The sequence below is a fragment of the Clostridium novyi NT genome (assembly GCF_000014125.1).
GTDB lineage: Bacteria > Bacillota > Clostridia > Clostridiales > Clostridiaceae > Clostridium_H > Clostridium_H novyi.
In genome coordinates this window covers 2,060,326-2,073,232 of record NC_008593.1, presented here as the reverse complement: position 1 = coordinate 2,073,232, position 12,907 = coordinate 2,060,326, and the positions used below count along the sequence as shown (strand labels likewise).

Here is a 12,907-nt window from a genome sequence, read left to right as displayed (position 1 = left end):
TGTATGTCATTAGATAAAAGTTTAAAAAAGGTATTAATTTTAGGTTCAGGTCCAATAATAATAGGTCAAGCAGCGGAATTTGATTATTCAGGAACTCAAGCTTGTAAATCAATAAAAGAAGAAGGAATAGAAACTGTACTTGTAAATAGTAATCCAGCTACAATTATGACGGATTTAAACATAGCAGATAAAGTTTATATAGAACCATTAAAAATTGAGGCTGTAGAAAAAATAATAGAAAAAGAAAAGCCAAACGGAATACTTGCTGGATTTGGGGGGCAAACAGCTCTCAACATAGCTATGGAACTTCAAGAAAAAGGAGTATTAGAAAAGAATAATGTAAAACTTCTTGGAATAAATGGAGAATCCATAAAAAAGGCAGAAGATAGAGAAGAATTTAAAGAACTTATGCTTGAAATAGGAGAACCAATACCAGAGAGTACAATAGCTGTAAATATGGAAGAATGTAAAGCATTCGTAGAAAGACATGGATTACCTATAATAATAAGACCAGCCTATACATTAGGGGGAACTGGTGGTGGTATTGCAGAAACTATGGAACAATACCTTGATATTTGTGAGCTTGGATTAAAGATGAGTCCAATACATCAAATATTACTTGAACAAAGCGTTGCGGGATGGAAAGAACTTGAGTATGAAGTCATAAGAGATAAAAAGGACAACTGTATTATAATATGTAACATGGAAAATATAGATCCGGTTGGAGTACACACAGGAGATAGTATAGTAGTTGCACCTTCTCAAACTCTTACAGATAAAGAACACCAAATGTTGAGAAATTCAGCACTTAAAATAATTAGAAGTTTAAAAATTGAGGGTGGATGCAATATACAGTTTGCACTAGATCCTATAAGTAATAAATATATAGTTATAGAAGTAAATCCAAGAGTTAGTCGTTCAAGTGCTTTAGCATCAAAAGCAGCAGGTTATCCAATAGCTAAAATAGCATCTAAAATAGCAATAGGATATAGTCTTGATGAACTTAAAAACTATGTAACAGAAACATCAAGTGCTTGTTTTGAACCAGCTCTTGATTATATAGTAGTAAAAATGCCAAAATGGCCTTTTGATAAATTCAATACAGCAGAGAGAAGACTTGGAACACAAATGAAAGCAACTGGAGAAGTTATGGCAATCGATAGAAACTTTGAAAGTGCATTTTTAAAGGCTGTAACATGTCTTGAAAGTAAGATAATTGGATTAAAACTTCAAAATGGTGATGAGCTAACAGACGAAGAACTTATAAACAAAATTAATATGCAAGATGATGAGAGAATATTTGCCATAGGAGAAGCATTTAGAAGAGATTTTACAATAGACTTTATACATGATTTAACTAAGATTGATAAATGGTTCTTAAGCAAAATATACAACATCGTAAAAATAGAAAAAAGACTAGAGAGCAAAAATATAGATAATGAATTAATATGTGATGCAAGTACACTTGGGTTTACAGATGAGCAAATAAGTAAACTATCTAATATGGACGTAAAGAAAATACAAATAGTAAAAAAATTAAAAAATATATATCCAGTTTATAAAATGGTTGATACTTGTAGTGGAGAGTTTGAAGCTAAAACACCTTATTACTACTCATGCTATGAAAAAGAAGACGAAAATATAGTTACAGATAAAGAAAAGATAATGGTAATTGGTTCTGGTCCAATTAGGATAGGCCAAGGTATAGAATTTGATTACTGTTGTGTGCATGGTTCTTGGGCAATTAATAATGCTGGATACGAATCAATAATGGTAAATAACAACCCAGAAACAGTAAGTACAGACTTTGATACATCAGATAAACTATATTTTGAATCATTATTTATAGATGATGTTATGAATGTAGTAAGAAAAGAAAATCCAAAGGGAGTAATACTACAATTTGGCGGACAAACTTCTGTAAATTTAGCTGAAAAACTATCACAAAGGGGAGTAAACATACTAGGAACTAAGTTTGAATCAATAGATTTAGCGGAAGATAGAGAAAAATTTAGAGAATTACTTGAAGAATTAAATATAAAAACACCTACTGGAAATGCTGTAACTTCAATAGAAGAAGCATATAAAGTAGTTGAAAATCTAGGATATCCAGTAATAGTTAGACCATCATATGTGATTGGTGGTAGAGCTATGGAAGTTATATATGACGACAAAGCCTTAGAAAAATATATGAAAGAAGCTGTAAGTTTAAGCAGTGAACACACAATAATAGTAGATAAATATGTAAGAGGAACTGAAATTGAAGTAGATGCAATATGTGATGGAGAAGACATATTAATGCCTGGAATAATGGAGCATATTGAAAGAACAGGGGTACACTCAGGGGATAGTATAACAGTATATCCTTACATGACATTAAGTGAAGACACTGTAAAAAAATTAGTTGAAAACACTAAAAAAATAGCCACAGCATTAAATATAGTGGGACTTGTAAACATTCAATATGTCTTTGATGGAAAGGATATCTATGTAATAGAAGTTAATCCAAGAGCATCAAGAACAGTACCTATATTAAGTAAAGTAACAGGAGTACCTATGGTTAATATAGGAGTACAAACTATGCTTGGAGCTAAATTAAAAGATTTAGAATATGGAACAGGACTTTTGAAGTGGAGCGGATTACATGCTGTTAAAGTTCCAGTATTTTCTAATGAAAAATTAGCAGATGTAGATACTTATCTAGGACCTGAAATGAAGTCCACAGGAGAAGTTCTAGGAGTTGATTATGAACTGGATAAAGCTATATACAAAGGATTTATAGCAGCTGGAATAAACATAGAAACTAAAGGATCAATCTATGTATCACTTAAAGATGTGGATAAAGAAGAAGGAAGCGCTATAATTAAAAAATACTATGATTTAGGATTTAAGATATACAGTTCAGAAGGAACAGGAAAAATTCTCAGTGAAAATGGAATAAAAAATACAACTATAACTTTAGAGGAAGTATTTAAACTTATAAGTAATTCTGATATAAATTTAATTATAAATACACCCACAAAGGGAAATAATAGTGCTAGTACAGGATTTAAAATAAGAAGAAAAGCATCAGAATACAAAATACCAGTATTTACTTGCATAGATACAGCAAGAGTATTCCTAAAGACTATAGAATTAGTTAAACATAATAAAAATGTAGAATACAGATCTTTAAATGAGTATTTTGAAAAATAAAAACAAACAAAACATATAAATAGTAAAAAAAATCCTAAGAATGAAAAAAATCTTAGGATTTTTTTCATAATATATTTGGTAAAAAGGAGATAATATATTATAATTGTATTGTGTTGTTATAATAAATGTAGATATTAAAAATTTGTAAAAATGTATAGTTTTGGTTGGAGGTGAGAAAATGCCAAAGCCTAGTATTTTTAGTAACAACTACGATAAGCAAATGAAAAAACGAAGAAGAATTATAATAATGATAATAGTAGCTATAGTGATTGTTCTGGGAATTATAGTTAGTGGAGCATTTAAAAAATTATCCTCTAGGAATAAATCATCCAATAAAGAAAATATTAATAAAAATGTTGAAACTAATGAAAGTAAAAAAGTTGATGATACAAAAAAAGTTATTCCTAACAAGGAGCAAAATAACAATAAAAACTATACTGTAAAACTTTCTAATGGAACAGAAATTAAGTTACTATATAATATAGTAAATAATGAAAAAGAATATATAAAGGTTGAACCTAAAGATATAAAATATACAATTAGTCCATCTAAAAAGTATATATGTTTAGTAGAAAAAGAAACTCAAAAAATGATTCTATTTGATACTAATGGAAATCAAAAGGATATAACTAAAAATGAGTATGTATCTAGTAGTGGGCAATCGTTTATTAAAGATAATATATTAAAATCAAATTCAAATTATATATGGTGTGAAAATCCTATATTTTTAAATGATGATAACATAATATATGTTTCTCAGTTACCTTGGTTTAATAAAGCAGATATTAAATATGTATGGAAATATACTATTAGTTCAAATAACCATGTCAATAATTTTGATTCTGTAGGAGAAATCTTAGGTAAAGATATTCAATATGGAAATCTTACACAAGATGGATTAAAGATTACAGTTGATGGAGTAGAAAAAAATTTAACAATTCCAAAATAGAAATTTTGTGATATTTATATAAATACACTTAATTTTATTTTTAGTACCATATGTAGTTTATTAAATAACTAAAATGGTGCTTTTATTTTTATAAATATATTCAAAATGATTTTAAAGTTTAATTATTTTATAAAGCTATTAATTTACTAATATGAGGAGTAAGAGTATGATTTTAATGATAGATAATTATGATTCATTTACATATAATTTAGTTCAATATTTAAAATGTTTAAAAGAAGATGTGTTAATTTATAGAAATGATTCTATTACTTTAGATGAGATAGAGAAATTGAATCCTGATATGATAGTGCTTTCTCCAGGTCCTTGCACACCTAAAGAATCTGGGATATGCAAAGATATTATAAAAAGCTTTAAAACAATTCCTATACTTGGTATATGCCTTGGACATCAAACCATAGGATATTGCTTTGGTGCTAATGTTGTCAAAGCTAATGAACCTGTACATGGTAAAGTTTCACCTATAATTCATAAAAATACAGGAGTATTTAGAAATCTTCCTAATCCATTAAAAGTAACAAGATACCACTCTCTTATAATAGAAAGGGAATCTCTTCCGGATTTTCTGGAAGTAACTGCTGAAACGGATAAAGGTGAGATTATGGGAATTAGACATAAGGAATATTTAATAGAAGGGGTTCAATTTCATCCAGAATCTATATTAAGTGAGTGTGGCATGGACATATTAAAAAATTTTTTAATGGAAGCAAAAATTAAAGGTAAGAGGTTGGAAAAATGTTAATTAAAAGGATAAATACTAATTTAAATAGTCTTGAATTATATTCTCTTTTTAAGGATGAAGAGTATAGTTTTTTTTTAGATAGTTCAATGAATAATAATAAACTTGGACAATATTCTTTTATTGGATTTGATCCATTTTTAATATTTAAAAGTAAAGATGATAAAGTGACTATTTTAGATAAAGGTGTTCTTTCAGTTTATAAGAGTAATCCTTTTAATAAGTTAAAAGAGACATTAGATAATTATAAAATGGATTATAATACAAAAATCCCATTTATAGGAGGTGCTGTAGGTTATTTTGGATATGATTTATGTCATCATATAGAAAATATTACGAGAACAGCAGTGGATGATGTTAATATTCCAGATTGTTATTTTGGAATATATGATGGTGTAATAATTATAGATCATCAAAATAATGAAGTATTTATTGCAGCTTTAGGCATAAAAGATAAATCAGAAACTATTATAAAAAATATTGAAAATAAAATTTGTTTATGTGAAAAAAAATATACCAAAATAAATATATCAAAGAACGTTAATGTATCTAATATAACATCTAATTTTAGTAAAGAACAATACATAAATGCCATTGAAAAAATTAGACAATACGTTAAGGAAGGGGATATATATCAAGCAAATATGACACAAAGATTTGAGTGTAGTACGGATAAAAATCCATTTGATATTTATTCACAACTTAGAGAAATAAGTCCAGCACCTTTTGGAGGATTTATAGATTTTGGAGAAGGATATATTATTAGTAATTCACCTGAAAGATTTATAAAAATAAGAAATAGATACATTGAAACAAGACCTATTAAAGGTACTGCACCAAGAGGAAAAAATCATGTAGAAGATTTAAAAAATAAACAAATGTTATTAAATAGTGAAAAAGATAAGGCTGAGTTATTGATGATAGTAGATTTAGAGCGTAATGACATAGGGAAAATATCTAAACCTGGTACGGTAAAAGTAACTGAACTTTTTAAGTTGGAAACCTATTCAAATGTGCATCATTTAGTTTCTACAGTTACAGGAGAAATAGATAATGAGTATGATTCCATTGATTGTATAAAAGAAATGTTTCCGGGAGGATCTATAACAGGAGCACCGAAAATAAGAGCAATGGAGATAATTGATGAACTAGAGCCTACTCAAAGAAATATATATACAGGTTCAATGGGGTATATAGGGTTTAATGGTGATGTTGATTTAAATATAGTAATAAGAACTATAGTGTTTAAGGATAATAGGGCATATTTTCAAGCAGGTGGAGGTATTACATGGGATTCAGATGCAAAGCTTGAATATGAAGAAACACTACATAAAGCAAAATCCATAATTAAAGTACTTAAAAGTTAAATTTTAGACTGGAGTGGTATTATGTATTTTTTAGTAAATGGAAATATAATAGATTCAAAAAAATTTTACACAAATATTAATGGACAAGGACTTAATTATGGATACGGATTATTTGAAACATTAAAATTTGCAGGTAAAAAAGTATTTTTTATAGATGAACATTTTAGGAGAATTGTTAAAGGGTGTCACGAATTAAATATGAATTTAAAGTATGATATTAGGGAAATTCAGGAGTATTTAAATAAGCTAATACTTTTTACTAATACTCATTCTGGAGCGTTAAAGATTCTTTATCTTAAGAATAACGACAAATATGATTTAATCATTATTATAAAAGAAAATAGATATGTGGAAAAGATGTATGAAGATGGATTTAAGATATGTTTAGCATCTTCAAAAAGGAATCCAGATTCTAAATTAACTTATATTAAATCTAATAACTACTTAGAAAATCTTCTAGAGAAGGATAATGCATTAAAACAAGGTTATGATGAGGTTGTTTTCTTAAATACTAAGAATTTTATTAGTGAAGGTTCATATACAAATATATTTTTTATAAAAGGCGATAAATTATATACACCAGATATTTCATGTGGTCTTTTACCAGGTATTATGAGAGAAAAGATTATTTTATTAATAAATAAACTATCTTTAAAGTTAGAAATTGGTAACTTTTGTATAGAAGATTTAATTAATGCAGATGAGGTTTTCTTAACTAATTCATTAATGGAAATTATGCCTGTATCAAAAATAAAAAATAAAAGTTTTGATTTAAATAATAATAAAATAACTAAATTATTAAGAAAAGAATTTCAAAATATATATTATTAATTTAATAAAAACTAAAAATTAATGCACTATTAGGAAGGAGTTTTAAAATATGATAGATTATGAGAAGATAAAGAAGGCAGTGATAATGATAATTGAAGCTATTGGAGAAGATCCAAATAGAGAAGGACTTAAAGAAACACCTGATAGGATAGCGAGAATGTATGAAGAAATATTTTCTGGCATTAGAGAAACGCCAGAAAAACACTTAAGTAAAGTGTTTAAAGTTAACAATGATGATGTAGTAGTAGAAAAAGATATTCAATTTTATTCTATGTGTGAACATCATTTCCTTCCGTTCTTTGGAAAGGTGCATATAGCTTATATTCCTAATGGAAAGGTAGTTGGGCTTAGTAAATTAGCAAGAACTACAGAGGTTTTTTCTAAGAGACCCCAATTGCAAGAAAGATTAACATCACAAATAGCAGATTCATTAATGGAATATTTAAAGTGTAAAGGAGCAATGGTAATTATAGAAGCTGAACACTTATGTATGAGTATGAGGGGAGTTAAAAAGTGGGGATCAAAAACAACTACTATAGTTACTAGAGGGGAGTTTCAAAAAGATAACTCACTTAAGCAAGATGTTTTAAATATACTTAGATTATAAAGAGGTAGACATATTATGGAGAGAGTTAATAAAATTTTAAATCATAAAAAGTATATTGAATATGTTGAAAGAATAAAAAAAATAGAATCCAATAGGAAACTATGTCATCATGATATAAGGCATTTTATAAATGTTTCTCGTATTATGTATATAATTAATCTAGAAGATAAATTATCATTTAATAAAGAAATTATTTATGCTTGTGGTTTTCTTCATGATATAGGTAAATGGCAACAGTATGAGCGTAAAGTTCCACATGAGATAGCGTCAGCCAAATTAGCAGAACAAATTTTAATTGAATGTGATTTTAATAAAATAGAAATATATGAAATTTTAAAGGCAATTAAGAATCATAGAAACAAAGAAAATGAAAAGAATTCTTTAAGTGAACTTCTTTATAAAAGTGATAAACTATCTAGAGATTGTTTTAGATGTTTTGCACAAGAACAGTGTTATTGGTCAGAAGATAAGAAAAACTTAGAATTGAAATATTAATTGATTTAAGTATTTATTTTTAGGGGGTAGTTTTATGCGAATAGGTAATAAGATATTTGAATTAGGAAAAGAAACCTATATTATGGGGATTTTAAATGTAACACCGGATTCTTTTTCTGATGGAGGTAAGTTCAATAATGTAGAAAAAGCCATTAAGCATGCTAAAGAGATGATTAATGAAGGAGCTACTATTATAGATATAGGGGGAGAGTCTACAAGGCCTAATCACATTCCAGTAGATGAAGAAGAGGAAATTAAAAGAGTAGTTCCTATAATTAAAGCATTATCAAAGGTAGTAGATGTTCCTATATCTATAGATACTTATAAGGGCAGAGTGGCTGAGCTTGCAATTAAAGCAGGTGCATCTCTTATAAATGATGTTTGGGGATTTAAAAAAGATGAAAATATAGCAAAAGTAGCAGCTAAATATGATGTTGCATGTTGTTTGATGCATAATAGAGACAATAAAAATTATAGTGATTTTATGCAAGACGTTTTGTGTGATTTACAAGAAAGTATAGATATAGCGTTAAAGGCTGGGGTTAAAAAAGAAAAGATAATGATAGATCCAGGGTTTGGATTTGCAAAAACACCAGAACATAATCTTCAAATAATGAATGAACTTGAAAAGCTTCATAAGCTTGGATACCCTATACTTTTAGGTACTTCAAGAAAGTCTACTATAGGACTAGTGCTAGATTTGCCTGTAAATGAAAGAGTTGAAGGAACTATTGCAACTACAGTTGTGGGCATAATGAAAGGCTGTGATTTTGTTAGAGTACATGATGTTAAAGAAAACTTAAGAGCAGCCATTATGACAGATGCAATTATAAGAGGTAATAAATAATTTTAAAGTGGTGATGACTGTGGATAAAATATATATAGAAGATTTAGAGGTATTTGCTAACCATGGAGTATATGAAGAAGAAAAAAGGTTAGGACAAAAATTTTTGATTTCTGCTGAAGTTTTTATAGATTTGCAGCAAGCAGGCTTAACTGATAATTTAAATGAAACTGTTAATTATGGATTGTTGTGTTGTGAGATTGAAGAGTTATTTAAAAAAGATAGCTATGATCTATTAGAAAAAGTAGCCGAGCAAGTTGCAGATGATATTTTATTAAGGTATGAAGATATTCAAAGAATTAAACTAAAAGTAAAAAAGCCTTGGGCACCTATAGGAAAGCCTATAAAACATGCGGCAGTTGAAATAGATAGAAGCAAGCATACAGTTTATATTGGAATAGGATCAAATATAGGTGATAAAAATAAGAATCTAGAAAAGGCTATAGAAAAATTAAAAAATACTGATTTAACTAAGGTTACTAAAGTGTCTAAATTTTATATTACAAAACCTTATGGATATGTAGAACAAGATGATTTTTTAAATTGTGCAGTTGAAGTAGAGACGCTTCTTAATCCAGGTAAACTTATGAAAGTTTTACTTGATATAGAACAACAATTAAAGAGAAAACGTACAATTAAATGGGGACCTAGAATTATAGATTTAGATATATTATTGTATGATGATTTAATTTTATCTAATAAAGAAACAATAATTCCTCATCCATTAATGCATGATAGAATGTTTGTATTAGAGCCTTTAAATGAAATAGCTCCATATGCATTTCATCCTATACTTAATAAAAGAGTATTTCAATTAAAAGAAGATTTAAAATAATAAAAAAGGATGGTTAAAAAGTGGAAATAGGTATTTCGACAGCTTGCTTTTATCCGAGTGTTGCTTTAGAAGATAGTATACAACTTATGAAAAGTTTGGGATTTAATAAAGGAGAGGTATTCTTTAATTGTCCTAGTGAATTTAGTGATGAATTTGTTAAAATTATTAAGGAAAGATGTAATGAAAGTGATTTTAAAATAAATTCAGTTCATGCTTTTTCATCTGCATTTGAACCATATATATTTGATACATATAAAAGAAGAAGAGATGATATGATTAAATACTTCAAACAGGTATGTAGAGCGGGAAAAACATTAGGAGCCAAAACTTATACTTTCCATGGTATGAGAAAAATGGACAGTGAATTTGTAGACATAAATCATGTAATAGATGTATATAATGAACTTGTATACATATCAGAAGAAGTAGGTATAACTTTAGCACAAGAAAATGTATCTTGGTGTATGTCGGGAGATTTAAAGTTTTTAAAAGAAATAAAAGAGAGATGTAAGTATCCAATACATTTTACATTAGATTTAAAGCAAGCATATAGAGCAGATAAAGAACCAAATGACTATATAGATATAATGAAGGAAAAAATAGTTAATTTACATATAAATGACAGAACAAAAGAAAATTCTTGTTTAGTTCCTGGAAAAGGGGAAATAGATTACGCTAAACTTTTTAACAAATTAAGGGGATTAAATTATAAAGGAATGGGCATAATAGAAGTCTATAGTAGTAATTATTTACATTACGAGGAACTTAGAGAAAGTAGAAGGTATTTAAGTAAATTTTAAAGCTGTATCTATAACAAAATATTGTTGTTATAGATAAAATTTGGTATATTATATAGTATATAATTTATTTATAGTAAAAAAATATTTATATGTTTGTAAAAAAAATATAATGTATGTTATAATATATCATGTCAAAATAAGTATTTACGGTGATTGGGAGGAAAAACTTAATGAACACTAAAATTGAAAGAGTAGAAAATAATGTTGTAAAACTAGAGATAACAGTAGAAAAAGAAAAGTTTAATGAAGCTATAAAAAAAGCATATAAAAAGAATGTAAAAAGATTTAATGTACCAGGATTCAGAAAAGGAAAAGCTCCAATGAACATAATTACAAGATATTATGGAGAAGGAGTATTCTATGAAGATGCTATAAACACTTGTTGTGAAGAAGCATATCCAATGGCTGTAGAAGAACACAACTTACAACCAGTTGATTATCCTAAAATAGATATCGTTGAAATCGGATCAGGAAAAGATTTCGTATTTACTGCTGAAGTTGTAACTAGACCAGAAGTAAAACTTGAAAACTACAAAGGTGTAGAAGCTAAGAAAAATACATATGAAGTAACAGACGAAGATGTTGAAAAACAACTAAATGCTATGTTAGAAAAGAACGCTAGAATCATAACTAAAGAAGAAGGCGCTGCAGTACAAAAAAATGATATAGCTATAATAGATTTCAAAGGATTTGTAGATGGAAAAGCATTCGAAGGTGGAGAAGCAACTGACTATTCATTAGAAATTGGAACAGGTACATTCATAGATAACTTTGAAGATCAATTAGTTGGTTTAAAAGTTGGAGAAGAAAAAGAAGTAAATGTTAACTTCCCAGAACAATATGGAAGAGAAGAATTAAACGGAAAACCAGCTAAGTTTGAAGTTAAAATAAAAGAAATTAAAGTTAAAGAATTACCAGCATTGGACGATGAATTTGCTAAAGAAGTATCTGAATTTGATACAGTAGATGCATTAAAAGCTGATTTAAAAACAAAGTTAGAAGAAGCTAACAAAAACAGAGAAAAGGTGGAATATGAAGAAGCTGTAATCGAAGAAGTTTGTAACAGAGCAGAAGTAGAAATTCCAGAAGTTATGATAGAAAAAGAAATAGACATGATGCTTAAAGACTTAGAAATGAGATTAGGATATCAAGGATTAGATCTTGCATCTTACTATCAATACACAAACAGCTCAGAAGCAAAAGTAAGAGAATACATGAAAGAAACAGCTGAAAAGAAAGTTAAAACTGAATTAGTTCTTGAAAAAATAGTTAAAGATGAAAAAATAGAAGCTACTGAAGAAGAAATAAAAGAAAGAGCTAAAGAAATGGCTCAACAATATGGTGGCGGACAAGATGCTGACAAATTAGTAGAAGCAATAGTTGGAGCACAAAGAGAAGTTTTAGCTAGACAATTAGCTAACGAAAAAGCTATAGACTTTTTAGTTGAAAACAGTAAAGAAATTGCTTAATTAGACGTAATATAAAAGATAGAGTTAATTGCCAGGAAATTGCCAGAAAAACTTCTGGCAATTAATTTTACAATAAATTTTTAGGAAAATGAATATCATTACCAATATAGGCGATAATGTTAAAAGTGATATTTTAAAATATAGGTTTAATAAAAGGAGGAAAGTTTAATATGAGTTTAGTACCCGTAGTAGTTGAACAAACTAACAGAGGAGAAAGATCTTATGATATTTATTCAAGATTATTAAAAGATAGAATAATATTTCTTGGAGAGGAAGTAAATGATGTTACAGCAAGTTTAGTTGTGGCGCAATTATTATTTTTAGAGGCAGAAGATCCAGATAAGGATATATATCTTTATATAAATAGTCCTGGTGGTTCAATTACAGCTGGAATGGCTATTTATGATACAATGCAATATATAAAACCAGATGTATCAACAATATGTATAGGTATGGCAGCTTCAATGGGAGCTTTCCTTTTAACAGCAGGAGCAAAGGGAAAAAGATTTGCTCTTCCTAACAGTGAAATAATGATACACCAACCTTTAGGAGGATTCCAAGGTCAAGCAACTGATATTGGAATACACGCTAATAGAATATTAAAGATTAAAGATAAATTAAATAGTATATTAAGTGAGAGAACAGGTCAGCCTTTAGAAGTAATAAAAAAGGATGTTGAAAGAGATAACTTTATGGAAGCAGAAGAAGCTAAAGAATATGGTTTAATTGATGATGTTATAACTAGTAGAAAGAAATAA

The 12,907-nt window shown here is 28.0% G+C and carries 12 protein-coding genes; all 12 read left to right on the top strand.

Going from position 1 to position 12,907, the window contains the following annotated elements; genetic code table 11:
* Positions 1–3: 3 nt before the first annotated feature.
* The 12 genes from carB to clpP all read left to right on the top strand — a co-directional run bounded on the left by carB (position 4) and on the right by clpP (position 12,907).
* On the top strand, positions 4–3,195 hold the full coding sequence (gene carB, locus NT01CX_RS09545) for a carbamoyl-phosphate synthase (glutamine-hydrolyzing) large subunit (protein WP_011722858.1): 3,192 nt from the start codon (positions 4–6) through the stop codon (positions 3,193–3,195).
* 178 nt (positions 3,196–3,373) lie between these two features.
* Positions 3,374–4,144 carry a hypothetical protein gene (locus tag NT01CX_RS09540; protein ID WP_011722857.1) on the top strand — a complete coding sequence of 257 codons (771 nt, stop codon included), beginning with the start codon at positions 3,374–3,376 and terminating at the stop codon, positions 4,142–4,144.
* 166 nt (positions 4,145–4,310) lie between these two features.
* Positions 4,311–4,904 carry an anthranilate synthase component II gene (locus NT01CX_RS09535; RefSeq protein ID WP_011722856.1) on the top strand — a complete coding sequence of 198 codons (594 nt, stop codon included), beginning with the start codon at positions 4,311–4,313 and terminating at the stop codon, positions 4,902–4,904.
* The gene (gene pabB, locus NT01CX_RS09530; RefSeq protein ID WP_011722855.1) at positions 4,898–6,268 is read left to right on the top strand and encodes an aminodeoxychorismate synthase component I; all 1,371 of its coding nucleotides are present in this window, start codon (positions 4,898–4,900) and stop codon (positions 6,266–6,268) included. The genes NT01CX_RS09535 and pabB overlap by 7 nt, the downstream gene beginning before the upstream one ends.
* Before the next feature lie 21 nt (positions 6,269–6,289).
* Positions 6,290–7,099: an aminotransferase class IV gene (locus NT01CX_RS09525; RefSeq protein WP_011722854.1), complete on the top strand. Its 810-nt coding sequence runs from the start codon at positions 6,290–6,292 to the stop codon at positions 7,097–7,099.
* 52 nt (positions 7,100–7,151) lie between these two features.
* Positions 7,152–7,706: a GTP cyclohydrolase I FolE gene (gene folE, locus NT01CX_RS09520; RefSeq protein WP_187146711.1), complete on the top strand. Its 555-nt coding sequence runs from the start codon at positions 7,152–7,154 to the stop codon at positions 7,704–7,706.
* A 15-nt stretch (positions 7,707–7,721) separates the two neighbouring features.
* Positions 7,722–8,201 carry an HD domain-containing protein gene (locus NT01CX_RS09515; protein WP_011722852.1) on the top strand — a complete coding sequence of 160 codons (480 nt, stop codon included), beginning with the start codon at positions 7,722–7,724 and terminating at the stop codon, positions 8,199–8,201.
* Positions 8,202–8,235: 34 nt separating this feature from the next.
* Entirely contained in the window at positions 8,236–9,048 is an 813-nt protein-coding gene (gene folP, locus NT01CX_RS09510; protein ID WP_011722851.1) for a dihydropteroate synthase, read from the top strand.
* Between the two features lie 13 nt (positions 9,049–9,061).
* Positions 9,062–9,880, top strand: a complete 819-nt coding sequence (folK, locus tag NT01CX_RS09505) for a 2-amino-4-hydroxy-6-hydroxymethyldihydropteridine diphosphokinase (protein WP_011722850.1) — start codon at positions 9,062–9,064, stop codon at positions 9,878–9,880.
* A 20-nt stretch (positions 9,881–9,900) separates the two neighbouring features.
* The gene (locus NT01CX_RS09500; RefSeq protein ID WP_011722849.1) at positions 9,901–10,680 is read left to right on the top strand and encodes a sugar phosphate isomerase/epimerase family protein; all 780 of its coding nucleotides are present in this window, start codon (positions 9,901–9,903) and stop codon (positions 10,678–10,680) included.
* A 170-nt stretch (positions 10,681–10,850) separates the two neighbouring features.
* Positions 10,851–12,149: a trigger factor gene (gene tig / locus NT01CX_RS09495; RefSeq protein WP_011722848.1), complete on the top strand. Its 1,299-nt coding sequence runs from the start codon at positions 10,851–10,853 to the stop codon at positions 12,147–12,149.
* 170 nt (positions 12,150–12,319) lie between these two features.
* Positions 12,320–12,907: an ATP-dependent Clp endopeptidase proteolytic subunit ClpP gene (clpP, locus tag NT01CX_RS09490; protein ID WP_011722847.1), complete on the top strand. Its 588-nt coding sequence runs from the start codon at positions 12,320–12,322 to the stop codon at positions 12,905–12,907.